The sequence below is a fragment of the Acidiphilium sp. 20-67-58 genome (genome assembly GCF_002255515.1).
Classification (GTDB): Bacteria; Pseudomonadota; Alphaproteobacteria; order Acetobacterales; family Acetobacteraceae; genus Acidiphilium.
The window spans coordinates 153366-174771 of record NZ_NCAS01000002.1 but is presented as its reverse complement, the minus strand read 5'-3'; the positions used below and the strand labels follow the sequence as shown (position 1 = coordinate 174771).

The 21406-nt window shown below is 63.9% G+C and carries 15 protein-coding genes and 3 tRNA genes; 1 reads left to right on the top strand and 17 read right to left on the bottom strand.

Going from position 1 to position 21406, the window contains the following annotated elements:
* Positions 1 to 30 precede the first annotated feature (30 nt).
* From nuoF to mutS, 17 genes are all read right to left on the bottom strand, one after another.
* Positions 31 to 1326, bottom strand: a complete 1296-nt coding sequence (nuoF, locus tag B7Z76_RS01765; RefSeq protein WP_174502282.1) for an NADH-quinone oxidoreductase subunit NuoF — start codon at positions 1324 to 1326, stop codon at positions 31 to 33.
* A gap of 1 nt (position 1327) precedes the next feature.
* A complete protein-coding gene (locus tag B7Z76_RS01760; protein WP_291341803.1) occupies positions 1328 to 1939 on the bottom strand; it encodes an NAD(P)H-dependent oxidoreductase subunit E in 612 nt (203 codons plus the stop codon).
* Positions 1940 to 1942: 3 nt separating this feature from the next.
* Complete coding sequence (locus B7Z76_RS01755) at positions 1943 to 3163, bottom strand: NADH-quinone oxidoreductase subunit D (RefSeq protein ID WP_291341802.1); 1221 nt, start codon at positions 3161 to 3163, stop codon at positions 1943 to 1945.
* Positions 3160 to 3801 carry an NADH-quinone oxidoreductase subunit C gene (locus tag B7Z76_RS01750; protein ID WP_174502285.1) on the bottom strand — a complete coding sequence of 214 codons (642 nt, stop codon included), beginning with the start codon at positions 3799 to 3801 and terminating at the stop codon, positions 3160 to 3162. The genes B7Z76_RS01755 and B7Z76_RS01750 overlap by 4 nt, the downstream gene beginning before the upstream one ends.
* On the bottom strand, positions 3794 to 4354 hold the full coding sequence (locus tag B7Z76_RS01745) for an NADH-quinone oxidoreductase subunit B family protein (RefSeq protein WP_174504740.1): 561 nt from the start codon (positions 4352 to 4354) through the stop codon (positions 3794 to 3796). The genes B7Z76_RS01750 and B7Z76_RS01745 overlap by 8 nt, the downstream gene beginning before the upstream one ends.
* A gap of 76 nt (positions 4355 to 4430) precedes the next feature.
* Entirely contained in the window at positions 4431 to 4796 is a 366-nt protein-coding gene (locus B7Z76_RS01740) for an NADH-quinone oxidoreductase subunit A (RefSeq protein WP_174504741.1), read from the bottom strand.
* Between the two features lie 164 nt (positions 4797 to 4960).
* Positions 4961 to 5037 (bottom strand) — tRNA-Asp (locus B7Z76_RS01735).
* A gap of 335 nt (positions 5038 to 5372) precedes the next feature.
* Positions 5373 to 5444 (bottom strand) — tRNA-Val (locus B7Z76_RS01730).
* A 78-nt stretch (positions 5445 to 5522) separates the two neighbouring features.
* Positions 5523 to 5786: an HU family DNA-binding protein gene (locus B7Z76_RS01725; protein ID WP_283770803.1), complete on the bottom strand. Its 264-nt coding sequence runs from the start codon at positions 5784 to 5786 to the stop codon at positions 5523 to 5525.
* Between the two features lie 163 nt (positions 5787 to 5949).
* On the bottom strand, positions 5950 to 8391 hold the full coding sequence (lon, locus tag B7Z76_RS01720; protein ID WP_174502287.1) for an endopeptidase La: 2442 nt from the start codon (positions 8389 to 8391) through the stop codon (positions 5950 to 5952).
* Positions 8392 to 8552: 161 nt separating this feature from the next.
* On the bottom strand, positions 8553 to 9809 hold the full coding sequence (clpX, locus tag B7Z76_RS01715) for an ATP-dependent Clp protease ATP-binding subunit ClpX (RefSeq protein WP_174502288.1): 1257 nt from the start codon (positions 9807 to 9809) through the stop codon (positions 8553 to 8555).
* Positions 9810 to 9941: 132 nt separating this feature from the next.
* Complete coding sequence (gene clpP / locus B7Z76_RS01710) at positions 9942 to 10571, bottom strand: ATP-dependent Clp endopeptidase proteolytic subunit ClpP (protein ID WP_174502289.1); 630 nt, start codon at positions 10569 to 10571, stop codon at positions 9942 to 9944.
* Positions 10572 to 10729: 158 nt separating this feature from the next.
* Complete coding sequence (tig, locus tag B7Z76_RS01705) at positions 10730 to 12052, bottom strand: trigger factor (protein ID WP_174502290.1); 1323 nt, start codon at positions 12050 to 12052, stop codon at positions 10730 to 10732.
* A gap of 67 nt (positions 12053 to 12119) precedes the next feature.
* Positions 12120 to 12201 (bottom strand) — tRNA-Leu (locus tag B7Z76_RS01700).
* 118 nt (positions 12202 to 12319) lie between these two features.
* Positions 12320 to 14182, bottom strand: coding sequence for an autotransporter domain-containing protein (locus B7Z76_RS01695; protein WP_291341801.1), 1863 nt, complete (start codon positions 14180 to 14182; stop codon positions 12320 to 12322).
* Positions 14183 to 14459: 277 nt separating this feature from the next.
* The gene (locus B7Z76_RS01690; RefSeq protein WP_174502292.1) at positions 14460 to 17276 is read right to left on the bottom strand and encodes a [protein-PII] uridylyltransferase; all 2817 of its coding nucleotides are present in this window, start codon (positions 17274 to 17276) and stop codon (positions 14460 to 14462) included.
* A gap of 1 nt (position 17277) precedes the next feature.
* A complete protein-coding gene (gene mutS, locus B7Z76_RS01685) occupies positions 17278 to 19926 on the bottom strand; it encodes a DNA mismatch repair protein MutS (RefSeq protein ID WP_291341800.1) in 2649 nt (882 codons plus the stop codon).
* Positions 19927 to 20062: 136 nt separating this feature from the next.
* On the opposite strand from mutS, the gene carA reads away from it, so the two are divergent.
* The gene (carA, locus tag B7Z76_RS01680) at positions 20063 to 21406 is read left to right on the top strand and encodes a glutamine-hydrolyzing carbamoyl-phosphate synthase small subunit (protein WP_291341799.1); all 1344 of its coding nucleotides are present in this window, start codon (positions 20063 to 20065) and stop codon (positions 21404 to 21406) included.

Here is a 21406-nt window from a genome sequence, read left to right as displayed (position 1 = left end):
TGATCCCCTTGTGCCGCATCGTCCCCTCCGTCATTCCGCCGCGAGGCGCGCTGCCGTGCGTGCCTTGTACTCGGCGATGCGTTGCTCGACCATCGGCCGGAAATGCCGCAGCAGACCCTGGATCGGCCAGGCCGCCGCATCGCCAAGCGGGCAGATCGTATGACCCTCGACCTGTCTCGTGACCTGTTCGAGCAGGTCGATATCGGAGATCTCCGCCCGCCCCTCGACTAGCCGGTTCATCATCCGCATCATCCAGCCGGTACCCTCGCGGCAGGGCGTGCACTGGCCGCAACTCTCATGCTTGTAGAACGCCGCGAGCCGCGCGATCGCCCGGATCAGGTCGGTTGACTTGTCCATCACGATCACCGCCGCGGTGCCAAGCCCGGTACGCTGCTCGCGCAGGCTGTCATAATCCATCAGAACCGTATCGCAGACCGATTTCGGAATCATGTGCACCGAAGAACCGCCCGGGATCACCGCCTGCAGATTGTCCCAGCCACCGCGCACGCCGCCTGCATGTTTCTCGATCAGTTCGCGCAGCGGAATGCCAAGCTCCTCTTCCACATTGCACGGCCTGTTCACGTGGCCGGAAATGCAGAAGATCTTGGTGCCGGAGTTTTTCGGCCGGCCGAGTGCGGAGAACCAGGCGGCCCCCCGCCGCATGATGGTTGCGACCCCGGCAATGGTCTCGACATTGTTGACTGTGGTCGGGCAGCCATAAAGACCGAGTGCCGCCGGGAATGGCGGTTTCATCCGCGGCATGCCCTTCTTGCCTTCAATGCTCTCGATCAGCGCCGATTCCTCGCCGCAGATGTAGGCCCCGGCGCCCCGATGCACGGTGATGTCGAAAGCCCAGCCCGAACCGCAGGCATCATCGCCGATCAGCCCGGCCTCACGCGCCTCGTCAACAGCAGCCTGTAAATTCCTGTATTCGTTATAATATTCACCACGAACATAGATGAACGCACGATGCGCGCCCATGGCGAAGCCCGCGATTAGCGCGCCTTCCACCAATTTGTGGGGCTCATGGCGCAGAATATCGCGATCCTTGCAGGTGCCAGGTTCGCTTTCATCGGCATTGATGACCAGATAACTCGGACGTCCGCCGGTTTCCTTCGGCATGAACGACCATTTCATCCCCGTCGGGAAGCCCGCCCCCCCGCGCCCGCGCAAGCCGGAGGATTTGATTTCCTCGATGATCGCATCGCGCCCGCGGGCCAGAATATCCTTTGTGCCGTCCCAGTCGCCACGCGCGCGGGCGCCGGCAAGCTGCCAGTCATGCAAACCGTAGAGATTAGTGTAGATCCGGTCGCGATCGCTCAGCATGTCATTCCGCTCCGCTCTCTTGCTTGCCGCCCCCCACGTTGAACAGTGTGGTCGGGCCTCCCTCGGGGGCCGAGTTCTGCCGGCCGATCATCGAGCCGCGCGGCGGCACGTCCCCGGCGCGCAGTCGGGCGAGCAGATCTTCGGTGCGCGGACCATCAAGATCCTCGTAGACATCGTCATTCACCTGCACGACCGGCGCGTTGACGCAGCAGCCAAGGCATTCGACCTCTTCGATGCTGAACATCTCGCCATCCGCTTCGGCAGCCTTGCGACAGGAAGCCATCACCTCATCCGACCCACGCAGCCAGCATGGCGTCGTGGTGCAAACCTGAAGGTGATACCTGCCCACCGGCTTGGTATGAAACATCGTGTAGAATGTCGCGACTTCGTAGACGCGCATCGATGGCATCGACAGCCGTCTGGCGATCACATCCATGGCCGTCCGCGGCACCCAGGCATGCCCCGTCTGCCGCGCCATCTGCCGCTGGGCAAGGTCAAGCAGCGGCATGACCGCGCTTGCCTGTTTTCCCTCCGGATATTTGGCGATGATCGAGGGGATCAGCGCCTCGCTCGTTTCATCGAAGCTGAAAGCGGGTTCGGCCATGTCGTTCATCTTTCAGCGATCCACTTCACCGAACACGATATCGATCGAGCCGAGCACGGCGATGGCATCGGCTAGAAGATGGCCCTTCGACATCAGGTTCATCGCCTGGAGATGCGAGAAGCCGGTCGCGCGGATCTTGCAGCGATAGGGCCGGTTGCTGCCGTCGGCGACGAGGTACACCCCAAACTCGCCCTTCGGCGCCTCAACCGCGGTGTAGGTTGTGCCGGCGGGCACATGATACCCCTCGGTGTAGAGCTTGAAGTGATGGATCAGCGCTTCCATCGAGCGTTTCATCTCGGCGCGTTTCGGCGGTGTGATCTTGTGATCCTGCACCTTGATCGGGCCCTCCGGCATCGCCTTGAGCGCCTGGCGGATAATTTTCAGGCTCTCCACCATCTCGCGGATCCGCACGAGGTAGCGATCGAATGAATCGCCATGCCGCCCAACCGGAATGTCGAAATCAACCTCGTCATATTTGTCATAAGGCCGCGCCCGCCGCAGATCCCAAGCGACACCCGAGGCGCGCAGATTGGGGCCGGAGAAGCCCATCGCCAATGCATCTTCGGCCGAGATCACCCCGATATCGACAAGGCGCTGGCGGAAAATCCGGTTGTCATTCAGCAGGTTCTGCAGATCGTCGAGGAATTTCGGGAACCGCTCGCTCCATTCCCAGATCTGATCGGCCAGACCCGCAGGCATATCCTTCGAAACCCCGCCGGGGCGGAAATAATTCGCGTGGAAGCGCGCGCCCGACACAGCCTCGTGGAAGGTCAGCAGCTTCTCCCGCTCTTCATACCCCCAAAGGCTCGGAGATTGTGCGCCGATATCCAGCGCCAGATGAACAGCATTCAGCAAATGATTGAGGATGCGGGTAATTTCGGCAAACAGAACGCGGATCCACTGCGCCCGTTCCGGCACTGTCACGCCGAGCAGCCGCTCGGTCGCCAGGGCGAAGGCATGCTCGCAGCACATCGGGCTGACGTAATCGAGCCGGTCGAAATACGGCACCGCCTGAAGATAGGATTTGTACTCGATCAGCTTCTCGGTCCCGCGGTGCAGCAGGCCAATATGCGGATCGGCGCGCGTCACCGTCTCGCCTTCAAGCTCCATGATCAGGCGCAGCACGCCGTGTGTCGCCGGATGCTGGGGGCCGACATTGACCGTATGACGGTCGTTGATGTCGATCACGCGGCGCTCGGTCTCCTGCGCGCCATTCTGCATCGCACTGCTCATGTGCCTGCCCCCCCGCGAGTCGCCTTCTCATCGCCGGGAAGCGTGTTCATCGCTTCCCACGGCGACAGGAAATCGAAATTCCGGAATTCCTGCGTCAGCGCGACCTTGTCATACACCACCCGCTTCTGTTCCTCGTCGTAGCGGAGTTCGACATGGCCGGTGAGCGGGAAGTCCTTGCGCATCGGGTGCCCCTCGAACCCGTTATCGGTCAGGATCCGCCGATGATCCACAAGCCCGTCGAAGCTCACGCCGAACAAATCGAAGACCTCGCGCTCCCACCACGTCACGCCAGGCCAGATCTCGCTGACGCTCGGCACCGGCGTTGTTTCATTGGTGGTCACGATCACGCGCAGCCGGTCATTCCGGCTAACCGACAGAAGATTGTAGACGACATCGAACCGCTCGGCCCGCTCAGGCCAATCGACACCGCACACGTCCATGCATTGTTCGAAGGCGAAGTGCGGATCGTCACGGAGCGCGCGCATGACTGAGGCAAGCGACTCGCGCACCACCGAAATGATGCGTTCATCACGCTCCAGCGTGACATGCGTTACGCCGGTGATCCCGCGAAGCCGGTCGCCGAAAATATCCTCTAGCGCCTCCGGAGCCGGCGCCTCGGTCTGGTTCTCTTCACTCACGGAAAATCGTCCCCGTCCGGCGAATTTTCTTCTGCAACTGGGTGATCCCGTACACCAGCGCCTCTGCCGTGGGCGGGCAGCCCGGCACGTAGATATCCACCGGGACAATCCGGTCGCAGCCACGCACGACCGAATAGGAATAATGATAATAGCCGCCGCCATTGGCGCAGCTGCCCATCGAGATCACCCAGCGCGGCTCGGGCATCTGGTCGTAGACCTTGCGCAGGGCCGGCGCCATCTTGTTGGTCAGTGTCCCGGCGACGATCATCACATCGCTCTGGCGCGGGGAATTGCGCGGGATGATGCCAAAACGGTCGAGATCCCAGCGCGGCATGTAAGCGTGGATCATCTCGACGGCGCAGCAGGCGAGGCCGAAGGTCATCGGCCACAAGCTGCCGGTTCGGGCCCAGTTCACCAGCCGATCGAGATTGGCCACGACAAATCCCTTGCCGGCGATTTCACCCGTGATGCTGCGGACCACCGCATCCTGATCGGCTCCAGGATCCAGGTGCTCACGATTCCAGGCAATGTCGGGTTGTTGCACGGCGTTCATGTCATGCCTTCCGCTTGGGCCAATTGCGGCCGGTTTATCACTCGTCTCATCCGGGTCAGGCACAGGCAGGGCAAGACTATTCCCAGTCAAGCGCTCCCTTGCGCCATTCATAGATAAACCCGATCGCCAGAATTGCCAGAAACCCCATCATCGACCAGAACCCCAGCGCGCCGATCCGCGACAGGCTCACAGCCCAGGGAAACAGGAACGCGATCTCGACGTCGAATATGATGAAGAGAATTGCCACGAGGTAATACCGGACATCGAACTTGCGACGCGCATCGCTGAATGGAGCGAAGCCACATTCATACGCGGACAGCTTTTCGCCGTAGGGATTCTGTCTCGCGACAAGAAGCGAGCCGACAACGAAAGCGCCGCCAAGAAGACCTGCAATGCCGAGAAAAACCAGTATGGGGAAGTAGACCGACAGATCCGCATGCATCGCGATTGTCCCCTGCATATCCAGTATCAATGGTCAGGTTGCGGTGAACCGCAAGCCAGACCGTCGCAGGCAAGACACGCCAGAGCAACCCGAATATCTCAGGCTGTTACAGGGCATGTCCTCCTTATTTATTGTCTATCCACGTTGCCTGAAGAAAGGCAAAGTGGCGCGAGTGACGGGGCTCGAACCCGCGACCTCCGGCGTGACAGGCCGGCGCTCTAACCAACTGAGCTACACCCGCGTTGTGAGACGTTCCGTATAGCGACGGCCGATGCGCGTCAAGCTCTGGTCGCGAGGTTGTCCCGTGCGCAATCGGGGGACAAACCACTCTCGGGTCATGTCACCACCACCAGATCCCACGGCAAAGGCACAAACCTCCAGCCAAATCCGGCAAACATGGCCCAGCACGGGGCTCCTCCCCCTTTTTCGAGAGTGCGACGACACGACGTTTTCCTGTTTTCGGAGCCATTTACGCGACACTGCTATGCGCTGAGATGAACGACGCCAGCTGCATAGAACCCGAATCGTATCGATTCGCTCAGGTTGTACCGCAAAAGGGAAGGAGACAGTTATGAATGGGCGGTGACGGGATCGAACCGCCGACCCTCTCGGTGTAAACGAGACGCTCTACCTCTGAGCTAACCGCCCGGAGCGGCGCCCTGCCAGTCAGCTGGCAGGGGCTTTGCAATCAATACAGGCCGACTTGGGGATCGACCAGTTTCAGTGTCAGTTCACGGCATCCTTCAGAGTCTTGCCCGGCTTGAACTTGACCGAGGTCGACGCCGCGATCTGGATTTCTTCCCCAGTGCGCGGATTGCGACCTGTCGCCGCCTTCCGTTCAGCCGTGCCGAACGTGCCGAAACCGACCAGGCGGACTTCTTCCTTGCGCTTCAGCGCATCCTCAATGGCAGCAAACACCGCATCCACCACTTCGGTGGCCTTGGCTTTCGTAAGGTCGGTCTTCTCCGCAACGTCTGCGACGAGGTCCATTTTGTTCACGGGTCAGTCTCCCAGTTGGTTTAAACGGAAGTGGCGGTCAAAAAACGAATCGGCTTCCGGCCACGCATTCCGCCGAACGCCGCACACTAAAGGGGCCGGTTTCCCTGCGTCAACGAAGACGAATGGAAACCGGCCGCAAAAAACACGCGATAGGCTAGTGAGGCAGGACTGCACCAGTGGTTGCACCGGGTTGAGCCGGCGCAACCGGCTCAACCGGTTCCGCCCACTCGATCGGCTCAGGTTTGCGCACCAGCGCCTGGGCGATGACCTCGTCAACATGCGAAACCGCGATGATCTTCAGCGATTTCTTCACGTTTTCAGGGATATCCGCGAGATCCTTCTGATTGTCCTTGGGGATCAGCACCGTGGTGATGCCGGCCCTGAGAGCAGCCAGCAGCTTCTCCTTCAGCCCTCCGATCGGCAGAACCCGTCCGCGTAACGTGATCTCGCCGGTCATGGCGATGTCCTTGCGCACAGGGATACCGGTAAGCACTGAAACGATCGAAGTCGCCATCGCGATACCCGCCGAAGGGCCATCCTTTGGCGTCGCGCCTTCGGGAACATGGACGTGAATGTCACGTTTCTCGAAGATCGGCGGCTTGATTCCAAAGCTGATGGCCCGCGAACGAATATAGGAGATCGCCGCAGACACGCTCTCCTGCATCACATCGCCAAGTTTGCCGGTCTGCTTGACGTTTCCCTTGCCCGGCAGCAGCACGCTTTCGATCGTCAAAATCTCGCCGCCGACTTCGGTCCACGCCAGACCGGTGACCACACCGACCATATCTTCGGCCTCGGTCTCGCCATAATGGAACCGCGGGACGCCGGCGAATTTTTCGAGATTCTTCCGGGTAACCGCAACCTTCGTCACTTTCTTTGTAACGATGTCCTTCACCGCCTTGCGGGCGAGATTGGCTATCTCGCGCTCGAGGTTACGAACCCCGGCCTCACGGGTGTAGGTGCGGATAAGTTCGCGGATCGCATCGTCCGAAACGCTCCACTCGCCGGCCTTGAGACCATGTGCTTCGGCCTGTTTCCCGATCAGGTGCCGCTTCGAGATCTCAACCTTCTCGTCCTCGGTATATCCGGGGATACGGATGATCTCCATACGGTCGAGCAACGGCTGCGGCATCCGCAGCGAGTTCGCGGTGGTCACGAACATCACGTCCGAAAGATCGTAATCGACCTCAAGATAATGGTCGTTGAAGGACGCGTTCTGTTCCGGATCAAGCACTTCGAGCAGGGCCGAGGTCGGGTCGCCACGCCAGTCAGCACCGAGCTTGTCGATCTCGTCGAGCAGGAATAGCGGGTTCGACGTCTTCGCTTTCTTCATCCCCTGGATGACCTTGCCCGGCATCGAGCCGATATAGGTCCGGCGATGGCCGCGGATTTCCGCCTCGTCCCGCATGCCGCCGAGCGACATCCTGACAAAGTTGCGTCCCGTTGCCTTGGCGATCGACTTGCCGAGCGACGTCTTGCCAACGCCGGGCGGCCCTACAAGGCAGAGAATCGGCCCCCGGAGTTTCGGGCTGCGCGACTGCACCGCCAGGTATTCCAGAATCCGCTCCTTGACCTTGTCGAGGCCATAATGATCGGCATCGAGGATGCGTTCTGCCTCGATCACGTCGTTCTTGATCTTGGCGCGCTTCTTCCAGGGAATGCCCAGCAGCCAGTCGAGATAATTGCGTACCACCGTCGCTTCGGCGCTCATCGGGCTCATGGTCCGCAGCTTCTTCAGCTCGGCCATCGCCTTGTCGCGCGCTTCCTTCGAGAGCTTGGTGGTCCGGATCTTTTCCTCGAGTTCGGCGGTCTCGTCCTTGCCTTCGTCGCCCTCGCCAAGCTCCTTCTGGATCGCCTTGAGCTGCTCGTTGAGATAATACTCCCGCTGCGTCTTCTCCATCTGCCGCTTCACGCGGTTGCGAATCCGCTTCTCCACCTGGAGTACGCCGATTTCGGATTCCATGTGAGCGAACACACGCTCCAGCCGTTCCGCCACGGAACCGGTCTCAAGCAATTCCTGCTTGTCGGCGATTTTCAGCCCGAGATGGCTTGCAATCGTATCGGCGAGTTTCGACGGATCGTCGATCTGGTTAATGGAAACAAGGACTTCCGGCGCAATCTTCTTGTTCAGCTTGATATATTGCTCGAACTGAGAGACCACCCCGCGGGCCAGACCCTCGAGTTCCTTGCCGCCGATGACGACTTCATCGAGCGGCTCTGCGGTAACTTCGAAATGGCTGTCCACCTCGTGGAACTTGGTAATCCGGGCCCGGCGCACGCCTTCCACGAGCACCTTGACGGTGCCATCCGGAAGCCTCAGCAGTTGCAGTACCGTCGAGATCGTCCCGACTTCGTAAATGTCACCTGGAGCCGGGTCATCCTGCTGGGCGTTCTTTTGTGCCACCAGCAGAATCTGTTTGTCTTCCTTCATCACCCCTTCGAGTGCGCGAACCGATTTTTCGCGGCCTACGAAGAGCGGCACGATCATGTGCGGAAACACGACGATGTCCCGCAGGGGAAGCACGGCCAGCCGCTCACCTTCGAGCGGCGCCTTCACAAGGGCGGCTTTGGTCTTTTTGGGATCGGTCTCTGACATCAGACTACCTTTCGATAAGCGGCGCGCTCTGCCCTGAATCGGCACAGTGCGCGGTGCCGGGCGATCCGGCCACAGGAGAGATATTGTGCCACATCGAGACAGCCGCAATGCCCCGGCACATTGCGGGTCTCACAAGAGCCGAACCCAACGGATCGGCCCGCTCAGGAACCTGTTTCAGCGCGTTCCTTGCCATGCAGAAACAGCGGGTTGGCCCGTCCCTCGGCGACTTCGCCGTTTATGACCACCTCTTCCACGGAATCGAGTCCCGGGAGATCGAACATGGTCTCAAGCAGGATGCTTTCCATGATCGATCGCAAGCCGCGCGCACCGGTCTTGCGCTGGATTGCGCGTGACGCGACCACTTTCAGAGCATCTTCCGTGAAGTTCAGCTTCACCCCTTCCATCTCGAACAGGCGGCCATATTGCTTCACGAGCGCATTTTTCGGCTTGGTGAGGATCTCGATCAACGCTGCTTCGTCGAGATCTTCCAAAGTGGCAACAACCGGGAGACGTCCGATGAATTCCGGGATCAGGCCGAATTTCAGCAGGTCCTCAGGTTCTACCTCGCGCAGGATGGCACCAGTGCGTTGTTCCGTAGGATCGCGCACATCGGCACCGAACCCGATGCCGGACCCCTTGCCCCGCTGGGCGATGATCTTTTCCAGCCCGGCAAACGCGCCGCCGCAGATGAACAGGATATTGGTCGTGTCGACCTGCAGGAATTCCTGCTGCGGATGCTTCCGCCCACCCTGCGGCGGCACCGAAGCAACGGTGCCTTCCATGATCTTGAGCAGCGCCTGCTGCACGCCCTCACCCGAAACATCGCGGGTAATCGAGGGATTATCGGATTTGCGGCTGATCTTGTCGACTTCATCGATGTAGACGATGCCGCGCTGCGCACGCTCGACGTTGTAATCAGCGGCCTGCAGCAGTTTCAGGATGATGTTCTCGACATCCTCGCCCACATAGCCGGCCTCGGTCAGCGTCGTTGCGTCCGCCATGGTGAACGGCACATCGAGAATCCGGGCCAGGGTCTGCGCAAGCAGTGTCTTGCCGGAGCCGGTCGGGCCAACCAGCATGATGTTGGATTTCGCGATCTCGATATCGTTGTTCTTCTGCGCGTGCGCGAGTCGCTTGTAGTGGTTGTGCACTGCGACGCTCAGGATACGTTTGGCGTGTTCCTGCCCGATCACGTAATCGTCGAGCACCTTGCAGATTTCGCGCGGTGTCGGCACGCCATCGCGTGTTTTCACGAGGTGCGTCCGGTTGTCCTCGCGAATGATATCCATACAAAGTTCAACGCATTCATTACAAATGAATACGGTCGGCCCTGCGATAAGTTTCACAACCTCGTGCTGCGATTTGCCGCAGAACGAGCAATACAGGGTGTTCTTCGAGTCTCCGGACTTCGTGCTCATCTATGCTCCAGCAGCGCCGGCAAGAAGACCGGCGCATCGATCAAGGGACTGAGACTAGACCTCAAGTCCCGCCGGCACAAGCATTGCGACGCCGCGCCACCGCGGACGGCTGCCGGGCGGCGCGGCGATGCTTTATTTCGTATCCTTCGCCGGCTGCTTCGTCACAACCTCATCGATCAGGCCGAACGTCTTTGCCTCGTCGGCCGACATGAACCTGTCACGTTCCAGCGCCTGCTCGATCGCTTCGAGCGTCTGCCCGGTATGAGTGACATAGATATCGTTGAGACGGCGGCGCAGGGTAAGTATCTCGCGTGCCTGGATCTCGATATCGGCGGCCTGGCCCTGCGCACCGCCCGAGGGCTGATGCACCATGACCCGCGAATTCGGCAGCGCGAAGCGCTTGCCCTTTTCGCCCGCCGCCAGAAGCAGACTGCCCATCGAAGCTGCCTGCCCGATGCACACCGTCGAGACGGGCGACTTGATGTATTGCATCGTGTCGTAGATCGCGAGGCCGGCCGAAACAACGCCACCTGGGCTATTGATATAGAAGGAAATTTCCTTTGACGGGTTCTCGCTCTCCAGGAACAGCAACTGTGCTGCGATCAGCGAGCCGACCTGGTCATAGACCGGGCCGGTGAGAAAGATGATCCGCTCCTTCAGCAGTCGCGAATAGATATCGTAAGCGCGCTCGCCTCTGGCGGTCTGCTCGACCACCATGGGCACAAGGCTGTTCATGTAGATCTCGGTGGGGTCGCGATCCATCGGCATCTGTCTCCAAGTCGGGGCCGGACGCACCGCACCCGCATGAAATCGTGTCCTGCCGGGAGCGACGGCCGCCGAATCACGGCCGGCGTCGCCCCCTCAGCCTTTTAAGATGAGCCGGGAACAGGGTTACGTCCACCCCCGGGGAGAAAAGAAGCTCAGTCGTCGGAGTCGGCGAACAATGCCTCGACGGTAACCTCTTCATCCGCGACCGTGGCAAGCTCGAGTGCGTAGTCCACCACCTTGTCCTCGAAGATCGGGCCGCGCAGTCGGTCGAGTGCTCCGGGGTTCTTCTGGTAGAACTCCATGATCATCTTTTCCTGGCCGGGGAAGCGCTGCATTTCGGCCATCATCGCGCGGCGCATGTCCTGCTCGGTGATCTGCACGTTGTTGGTGCGGCCGATCTCTGCAACCAGCAGGCCGAGACGCACGCGGCGTTCCGCAATCGCGCGATAATCAGCGCGGAGTGTCTCTTCGTCCTTCGCCGCGTCTTCCTCATCAAGACGACCGGCCTGCTTCTCTGCCTCGACCTGGCGCCAGATCTCGGCAAACTCGGCATCGACCAGGGAGGCCGGCGCCGGGAAATCGGCCTGTTCGGCCAGCTTGTCGAGCAGCGCGCGCTTGACCTTCAGCCGCGAGGCGCCGGCGCGGGACTGTTCCAGCCGGTCGGCGAAGAACTTGCGGAACTCGGCGAGATTCTCGAAGCCGTTGGTCTCGGCGAACGCATCGTCGATCACCGGCGCCACGCGGCGCTTCAGCGCCTTGGCGGTAATATCGAACGTCGCTTCCTTCCCGGCGAGTTCAGCGGCGTGGTACTGCTCGGGGAAGGTCACGGTGATGACCCTGGTCTCTCCGACCTTCATGCCTTCCATCTGCTCGGCAAAGCCGGGGATGAAGCCCGACCCGCCCAGTTCGATATCGGTGTCGGTGCCGGCGCCGCCATCGAAGGGTACGCCGTCGCGCTTGCCGAGGAAGTCGACCATGAGAATGTCGCCGGTCGCGGCCGGCCGGTCTTCAGTGACCACCTCGGCTTCGGCACGCTGTTCGGAGAAACGGGCAATCGCCTCGTCGATCTCGGCCTCGGTCACCGGCGCCTTCGGCCGGGTCAGGCTGATCGCCTTCAGATCGGGGATCGTCACCTCGGGCAGCACTTCGAGCTCGACAGTGAATTCGAGGTCGGAACCGGGATCGGCGCGAACCACCTCGACCTTCGGCTGCACCGCGGGGCGCAGGCTGCGGTCGTTGATCATCCGCTCGGTCGCTTCGTTCACCGAAGCTTCCATCACCTCGGCGGCCACCGCGTCGCCGAAGCGCTTGCGCACCATCGACAGCGGCACCTTGCCCGGGCGGAAGCCCGGCATCTGCATCGTCTTCGACAGCTCGGCGAGGCGCTTCTCGCGCTTCTCGTCAAGATCGCTGCCCGGCACGACGACGGTAAAGCCGCGCTTCAGCCCCTCGGTGAGGGTTTCGGTAACCTGCATGTCCAAACCAATCCTTACGTTACGCCATTTCCCACGCGCCGTGCGGGCACGGCAGATCAACCCCGTCTGCGGGCGGAGGGACTTGAACCCCCACGGCTCGCGCCACCAGAACCTAAATCTGGCGTGTCTACCAGTTCCACCACGCCCGCCCGAACCGGACCAAGCAGGCCATGCGCGTTCGATACCGCGCATGGCCGATCGGCGCGGACTAGCGCGCTTTGCCGTCCGCGACAAGCGAGAACGGCAAACTGCGTGCGCGTCCGCGGCTCAGAAGCGCCAGCGCAGCCCGGCGCTGACCATCCGCTGCTCTCCGGCACGCCGCGCGAAAGTCGTCGCAAGGTCGACCGTCGCCGAAAGCTGGCCTGCAAGCCGCGCTGTGACACCGGCATCCGCCACGCCCCACATCGTCGACAGCTGCGGATAGGTCGTGGTCAGGCCGACCAGCGGCTCGTCGGTGAAAACGCTGGCGAACTGGCCCGGAGCGCCGCCGATCGAGGCCTGAATCCCGAGCGAGCCATGCGGGCGAATCGCGAAGCCGCCCAGCCTGACCTGCGCCGAAGCGGCAAATCCGGCGTCGAACAGCACGCGCCCGAAATCCTGGCCGCCCACCGCCATGGTCAGCGCCGGGTCACCCTGTTCGCTATACGGGTCGACATGCGCGTCTGTCGCATCGATCCCTACGGTCGGGCCGAATTCAACGACACCGCGATGCAACACATAGCCGGCCTGCACGGTAGCACCCAGCGTATGGCCTCGTGGCGAGGCGGTGATCGGCGCCAGCACGCCTGGCCGGCTGATCCGGCCAAACCGGTCGATGCCGTAATCGACCTGCGCATCGAGATAGAGGTGCCGGCTATGCGCAGCGAGATAGGCTGCAAACTGGTAGGCATCGGCATTCAACCGCGCTCCCTCATTCACCGTCGCACTTTCGCGCGAATACCCGATCGCGATGCCGGCGGTGAGGTGGGGGGTGAAGCGGTAATCCGCGCCGGCAGTCACAGTGCCGATCTGGTCGTGAAAGCCGAGGCTGCCTGGTGCCGCCGCCCGGGCGCCGAACCCGTAGCCACCGGCGACGAAAACCGACAGCGCGTGACCGTTGCCCGGCAGTTCCATCGGGCCGGTATCGCCCGCCGCCGCATCCGCCAGCATCGGCGCGCCGGCAAGATCGACCGTCAGCCCCCCGGCACCGTGACGCAGCGCCTCCATCCTGGTGCTGATCGTCTGCGCGAAGGCCGCGGCGCCGGCATCCAGCAGGCGCGCCGGCACCGACAGCGACTGGAAGCCGTTCAACGCGCTGGCGACATAGGCCGCGATCACCTGGTGCCCGTGCGTGGTCGGGTGCACGTTCCACCAAAGATACTGGTTCTGCACCGAGGCTGGCGCAAAGGCGCAGGCCGAACTGGCCGAGGCGAAGCAGGCGTCGGTTACGTTGGTGAAGCCATAGGCCGCAGGATTGGCGCTGATCTCGGAGAAGATCTGCTGCTGGTTGATCAGCAGGATGTTAATCCCGAGTGAGGCATGCATCTGCCCGGCGAGGGTCGCAAGCCCCGCATTATGCGCCGCGATGATCTGGTCGCCGAGCGCAACAAGCTGCGGCGTGCCGTTCACCGTCGGCACATTGCCGAAGGGCACGAGATTTTGCAGCACGATCTGCCGCGCCCCCAGCGCGGCCACCTGCTGAATTGCCTGTCCGGTCTGGGCAAGTACGGTACTCACGTTCTGGCCGACGATCTGCTGCGCTTGGGCAGGGGCAGCGCCCACCAGCGCCTCCGTTGCGAAATAATTGTTTCCGCCGATCCAGATCCCCACCACGTCGGCCGGCGCGAAACGCCCGCCCGATGCGGCAAAACTCTGGATTTCCTGCAATTCGTTGGGCAGGCCGGGCAGCAATGTCGTCGGGAAATTGGCGAGATTGTTGTAGGTCACGCCATTGGCCACAAGCGGCCCGGCGAAGGCGCCACCCACCGCATAGTCGTTCGAGGGTTTGAAGTTCAACCCGGTCAGCCCCGGCAGATACTCCGCCCAGACCGGCCCGTTCGAAAACCGGTAACCGACATAGGGCGGCGGCGGATAGGGAACGCCGGTCAGGCGTGGAATATTGCCATTGTCGCTCAGACTGTCGCCAAACACGTACAGACTGCCTGGCGCCTGCGCCCTCGCTGGCGCAAGCCCCGTGAACGCGGCCGCGATTGCGCCAATCGCCAGTCTTCGAAAGGATATCTCGAAGGTCATCTCGCTCCCCTTTGTTTATCCCGCATCCGGCTGCTTCAAGCCGATTTGGACAGGACATTTCCCATTACGGAGCAATTATGTCGCAGCCGAAATTTCCTGGTCAAATAAAAATTTCGCGCCCTAGAATTTTGTCCTCCCGGCAGAGCCGGGTCACATCAAGCTGGAGTTCAGCCGCTCAAGACGCTGCGGTGACCTCATAGGAGCGGCCGGCCAGCGCCTCGATGAGCGCGCTGCGCAGCTGGGCGAGCTTGCGCTCGTTCTGAACCTTCAGGCCGAACACATCCTTCACATAGAACACGTCGACCGCGCGGACTCCGTAGGTGGTGATATGCGCCGAGGCGATCTGCAGGCCCTGCGAGGTGATCGCAGCGGTGACGTCGTGCAGCAGTCCCGGCCGGTCACGGCCATTCACCTCGATGACGGTGTGGCGGTTGGACGCGCTGTTGTCGACAACGACCCGCGGCGGCACATGGATTGCCCGCATCCGCCCGCCCACAACGCTGTTCGTCGCCTTCTCGATTTCGGTGGCGAGGCGCAGCCGGCCGGACAGCACCTGCTCGATCACGGCGGAAATCTTGGCCAGCCGGTGCGGCGATTCGAGCGAGCCGCCGCCGGCATCCTGGATCCAGAACGTGTCGAGTGCCATGCCGTCCGTCAATGTGTGGATGCGCGCATCGACGATCGTCGCCCCGGCGACCGCGAGCGCTCCGGCGATACGGCTGAACAGACCAGCATGGTCAGCGGTATAGACAACGACTTCAGTCACCGAGCGCGCGGGCAACGGTTCCGCGGCAACGGTCAGGGGCGCATCCCTGTGCCGCGCATCGCGGATCATTCGGCCGTGCCGCGCTATGCTCTCGGGGTCGAAGCCAAGCCAGTAGCCCGGATATCCCATGTTGAGGAAATCATCGCGCTCGGCATCCGGCCAGTCGGAAAGCAGTTCGGCCACCATCTGCTTGACCCGCGCCACCCGGGTATCGCGCTCGGTCGTGGCCAGCCCGCCCTCGAGCACTTCGGCAACACGGGCATAGATTTCGCGCAGCAAGGTGGCCTTCCAGCCGTTCCAGACCTTGGGCGAAACCGCGCGGATGTCCGACACCGTCAGGATCAGCAGCAATCTCAGCCGCTCGGGCGACTGGACCACATCGGCGAGGTCGAGGATCGTCTTGGGGTCGTCGATGTCGCGGGAAAACGCGGTCTGGCTCAGCAGCAAATGATGCAGCACGAGCCAGGACACCATTTCGGTTTCCTCTGGATCAAGGCCAAGCGCCGGACCGATCGTCAGCGCCAGTTCAGCACCGATCTCGGAATGGTCGCCCCCCCTGCCCTTCGCGATGTCATGCAGCAGCAGCGCGACGTAGAGCGCCCGGCGCGACTGCACGTGATGCGCGAGCCCGCTGGCCACCGGTACGATCTCCGAAAGCTCGCCGCGTTCGATCGCGTTCAGCACCCCGATCGCGTGGATCGTGTGCATGTCGACCGTGTAGACATGGTAGGAATCGAATTGCATCTGCCCGACGATGCGCCGCCAGTCGGGCAGATAGCGGCCCAGCGCGCCGGTTTCGTTGAGTATCGCGAGCCACTGGGCGCCATCTTGCCGGGCCTCCCCGTCACCGCAGAGCAGGTCGAGGAATAGTGCCGCGGCGCGGGGATCGGTACGCAGTTCCGCCGTACGACGTGCGCCGCGGATCATCGCGCGAAGCGCAAGTGGATGCAGTTTCAGTCCCCGGTCGCGCGCGACCTGCAGGATCCGCAGCAGCTGGATCGGCTCGGCCATCGGCTCGCGACCGGTGACAAACAGGACCTTGCCGTCTGCCAGCACGAACCCGGCATCGAGCAGTGCCGCGTCGGTCGCCGGCGCGATCGCGGGCGGCCCCAGCGCCGCGCGCACCACGGCGGGTTCCAGCACCCCTGTCACCCGCGCGACCTCGCGCACGACCAGGAAATAGTGCCGCATGAACCGCTCCACCCCATCCTGCCGCCCATGCCGCGTATAGCCCATGCGCGCGCCGATCACCGGCTGCAGATCGAAGGTCAGCCGTTCCTCGGCACGGCCGGCGACATAATGCAGATGGAAGCGCACGCTCCAGAGATAGTCCCATGCCCGCTTGCAGGCGCGCGCCTCGGTGGCGCTGAGAATGCCGCCACCCGGCGCGCCGGCGCCGACCAGCTCGGTCATGGCGAATGTGCCGAACACGTACCGGGCGAGCCAGTAGAGGGTTTGCAGGTCGCGCAGCCCGCCTTTGCCTTCCTTGATGTTCGGCTCGACCATGAAGGGCGTATCGCCGAAACGCCTGTGGCGGGCGGCGCGTTCGGCCTGTTTCGCGGTAATGTAGCCCGCCGGGCTGCCGGCGGCACAATCGTGGCGGAAGGCCTGCTGGAAATGCGCGAACAGCGCCCGGTCGCCGGCAATGCAGCGGGCATCGAGCAAGGATGTCCGTATCGTGCTGTCGCCCTGCGACTCGGTCAGGCAATCGGCTGTCGAGCGGGTGGCGTGCCCGACTTTCAGCCCGAGATCCCACATGAAATACAGGATGAATTCCACCGCGCGGAGCACCCGGGCGGAGGGTTCGCTGTCGGTCAGGAACAGCAGGTCGATATCGCTGAAAGGCGCGAGAGTGGCGCGGCCGTACCCGCCGGTCGCGGCAACGGCGAGGCGATCTCCCTCTTCGACCGGCAGCAGATCGACCGCGTAGCCGATCAGGGCGGCGAGCAGCTCGTCCATAAGCCCCGAGAGAAGACGAGCCGCCGCAAGGCCGGACATGTCGCCCCGCTCGAAGCGGGTCTGCACATGGGTTTGCAGCCGGGCGAGCTGGCGGCGAACGATGCCGAGCGCGTGATCCCGCGATGGCGGATTGCCGCGCGGCAGCGTGCGCGCGAGCTCGGCGCCGATATCGGGGCGACCGATGACCGCGTCATGCGGCGGCGGCGGACTCACGGCCGCTGGCATGACGGGCGGAAAATCGCGCGACGGCTGGCTGGTGTTCGACATGTCACTTCTTCTCTACCGCGCCATCCGCCTTGTCGCCAAGGAAGTTTCGCCGCCACGCGTAGATCAGTTCCAGCGCTGCGCGTGGTGAAAGCTGGTCCGGATCGGCCTCGGCGAGCGCCGCATGCCAGCCATCCGCAGACGGCAGTTCAGCGGATGGCGGATGGCCGTCCTCCGCCGCCGCGAAAAGCGGCAGCGCGCCCGCCTCGCCGGCCCCGCGCTCGGCCGCGCGCAGCAGCGCCTCGGCACGGCGGATCACCGGCTCCGGCAACCCGGCCAGCTTGGCGACATGCACGCCCCAACTGCGCTCCGCCGCGCCCTCGATCACCTCGTGCAGGAACACGACGCTGCCCCGCCACGACTTCACCCGCATCGTGCACGGCCGCAGCCGCGGCAGCGCCGCGCCAAGCTGCACCAGGTCGTGAAAATGCGTGGCGAAGATGCTGCGGCAGCGAATTGACCCGTGCAGCGCCTCCAGCACCGCCTGGGCGATCGCGAGCCCGTCGCGCGTGCCGGTGCCGCGGCCGATCTCGTCGATGATGACGAAGCTGCGCGGCCCGGCCTGGTTGAGGATGGACGCGGTCTCGATCATCTCGACCATGAAGGTCGAGCGACCGGCGGCAAGGTCGTCGGCAGCACCCACGCGGGAGAACAGCCGGTCCACCAGCCCGATCCGCGCCTGGTCCGCCGGCACCGGCAGCCCGGCCTGGGCAAGAACGATCACCAGCGCGTTCTGCCGCAGGAAGGTGGATTTGCCGGCCATGTTCGGCCCAGTCAGCAGCATCAGCCGCCGCTCGGGCGAAAGGTCGGCATCGTTGGCGATGAAGCGCGCCCCGGCGGGCAGCGCCGCCTCGACCACCGGATGCCGCCCGGCGACGATGCTGAACGCCGCGTCCTCGGAAAGCTCGGGCGCGCACCAGCGCCCGCTCTCGGCCAGCGCTGCCGCTGATTGCAGCGCATCGAGCCGTGCCAGCGCCGCCGCGCAGTCCGCCAGCGCCGCCTCCTCGCGCATCACCGCGGCGAGCAGATGGTCGAGCACCAGCGCCTCCCGCGCCGACGCCCGCTCATGCGCCTCGGCGATCCGCCGGTCGAGATCCGACAATTCGGGATGGGTGAACCGCGCCGCCGAAGCCAGCCCCTGCCGCAGGATCAGCTCCGGAAACGCCCGCAGCGCCTCGACCGCCGCCGCCGGCGCCTCCAGCACGTAGCCGAGCTGGCTGTGATGCCGCACCTTGAGGCTGGCGACGCCATAGCGCGAGGCAAGCTCGGTCTGCAGCGCCGCGATCACCTGCCGCGTGTCGTCGCGCAGCCGGCGCTCGCCGTCGAGCTCGCCGTCGAACCCCGCGCGGATCGCCGGCGCATCGCCGATCCGCGCGGGTGGTGTTTCAACCAGCGCGGCCGCCAGCAGCGCCGCCAGCTCCGGCCCGGCGGCGAGCTTCGCCACGTCCTCCGCCAGCGGGTGCATGGGGTCGGCGGCGACCGCCGGCGCAAGCCCCTCGGCCACCGCGCGCGCGGCAGCGAGTGAATCCCGCACCTGGCCCAGATCGCGCGGGGACAGCCGGCCCGCCTTCCGCCCCGCGAGGCCGAGCCGCACGAGTGCGCGGGCCAGGTCCGGCGCGCCGCGCAGTGCGCCGCGCAGTGCGGCAAGTGTGCCCGGGGCGTCGAGCAGGCTCTGCCAGCCCGCCTGCCGCGCCTGCAGCGGGCCGATCGCGTCGAGCGGTGCGGCGATCCAGCCGGCGAGCATCCGCGCGCCTGCGGCGGTCACCGTTCGGCGTACCGCGCCGAACAGGCTGCCGGCCTCACCGCCATCAGCCGTGCGCAGCAGATCGAGGCTTGCGCGGGTCGCGGCGTCCATTGCCAGCAGGCCGGTCTCGCCCGCGCGCACCGGGCGGGCGATGCGCGGCAGCGTGCCGGCCTGGCTGCGCTCGACATAGCGCAGCGCCGCCGCTGCCGCCTGTGCCTCATGGTCGGTAAAGGCACCGAAGGCGTCGAGGGAGGCAACATCGAACAGCCGCGCCAGATCACGCCGGGCCAGCTCCGCAGGCGGTGGCGGGCCAGGATCGGTCCGCCGGCTTTCATGCGGCCCGAGTTCGATATCTGCCGCGGAAAGAATTTCCGCCGGGTCCAGCCGGCCGAGCAGCGCGGCGAGTTCGGCTTCTGCCAGATCGGCGGTTTCGAACGATGCTGTCGAGACATCGAGCCAGGCGGCACCGACCCGGCCGGCCCGCGGCACCAGCGCCAGCAGAAGGCTGGCGCGCCCCGAGTCGAGCAGCGCTTCCTCGGTGATCGTGCCGGGGGTGATGAGCCGGACCACGGCGCGGTCGATCAGCACCTTGCCACCCCGCGCCTTCGCTGCCTCTGGTGCCTCGACCTGCTCGGCTACCGCGACGCGGAATCCCCGCCGGATAAGCCGGGTGAGATAAGTGTCACGCTGCGAGACCGGCACGCCGCACATCGCGATCGGCTCGCCCTGATGGGTACCGCGTGCGGTCAGCGCGATGTCGAGCGCCGCAGAGGCCGCCTCGGCATCCTCGAAGAACAGTTCGTAGAAATCTCCCATCCGGAAGAAGACCAGGGCGTCCGGATAATCGGCCTTCGCGCGGAACCACTGCGCCATCGCGGGGGTTGCGCCGGCGGCGCGCTCTGAATTCATTCGTTCTTTCTAGCCGAGGACACGGCAGACGAGGAAGAGCGCGGTAAAATGTCGAGTGCCGGAAATAATTTCCATCCCTATTCTCGTCAGGAGAAATCCGGTTGAACTCGGAGGAAAAATCCGGCATGAGACCGTCATGCCCAAGACGACAGACGAGATCATCGACCTGCTGGGCGGTGCCGATGCGGCAGCCCGGCTGACCCAGGTTTCGACCGAAGCCGTGCGCAAGTGGCGCAGCGCCGGGGCGATTCCGGCGCGGCACTGGCCGGCGGTGATTGCCGTCACCGGTCTGTCCCTGGCCGATCTTTCAGGAGAGATTGCAATGGAATCCGAAACCACGAAGCCGGACGGGGCGACTGCGGCGCTGGTACTGGGCGACGGGCGCGTGTTCTGGGGAAGCGGTTTCGGCGCGCATTCCGCCGGCAGCCCCGCGGAACTCTGCTTCTCCACCGGGATGACCGGCTATCAGGAAACCCTGACCGACCCTTCCTTCGCCGGGCAGATCATCACTTTTACCTTCCCCCATATCGGCAATGTTGGCGCGAATCCCGAGGATATCGAGGCGAATACGAGCTTCGCCCGCGGCCTTGTGATCAACCGTGACATCACCCAGCCCTCCAGCTGGCGCGCCGCCGAAGGGCTGGCCGCCTGGTGCCGCCGCATCGGATTGCCGGGCATCGCCGGGGTCGATACCCGCGCCCTCACCCGCACCATCCGCGACGACGGCCCGCCCAACGCGCTGATCGCCTATCCCGAGGATGGCCGCTTCGACATTCCCGCCCTGATCGAGCGGGCCCGCGCCTGGCCGGGGCTCGAGGGCATGGACCTCGCGCGCGAGGTGTCCTGCACCCAGAGCTACGAGTGGACCGAGACGCTTTGGGATCTTGCGCACGGGTTCGGCCGGCAGGATACGCCCAAATTCACTGTCGTTGCCGTGGATTACGGCGCGAAGCGGAACATTTTGCGCAATCTCGCGAGCGCCGGCTGCCGGGTCATCGTGGTCCCCGCCACCGCTTCGGCCGAGGATATTCTCCGCCATCAGCCTGACGGCGTGTTCCTCTCCAACGGCCCCGGCGATCCGGCGGCGACAGCCGAATACGCCGTATCGGCGATCCGCGGCGTGCTCGATGCCGGCAAGCCGCTCTTCGGCATCTGCCTCGGCCACCAGCTTCTCGCCCACACGCTCGGCGCACGGACCTACAAGCTCGCCCGCGGCCATCGCGGCGCCAATCAGCCGGTGCAGGAACTTGCGACCGGCAAGGTCGAGATCACCAGTCAGAACCACGGTTTCGCGGTCGACGAGGCGAGCCTCCCCGACGGCGTCACGGTCACCCATCGTTCGCTGTTCGACGGGTCGAACGAGGGCATCGCCTGCCCGGCAAAGAACTGCTTCTCCGTGCAATACCACCCCGAGGCCAGCCCTGGACCGTCGGATGCCAATCACCTGTTCCGGCGCTTTGTCGCGATGATGGAGGGCTGA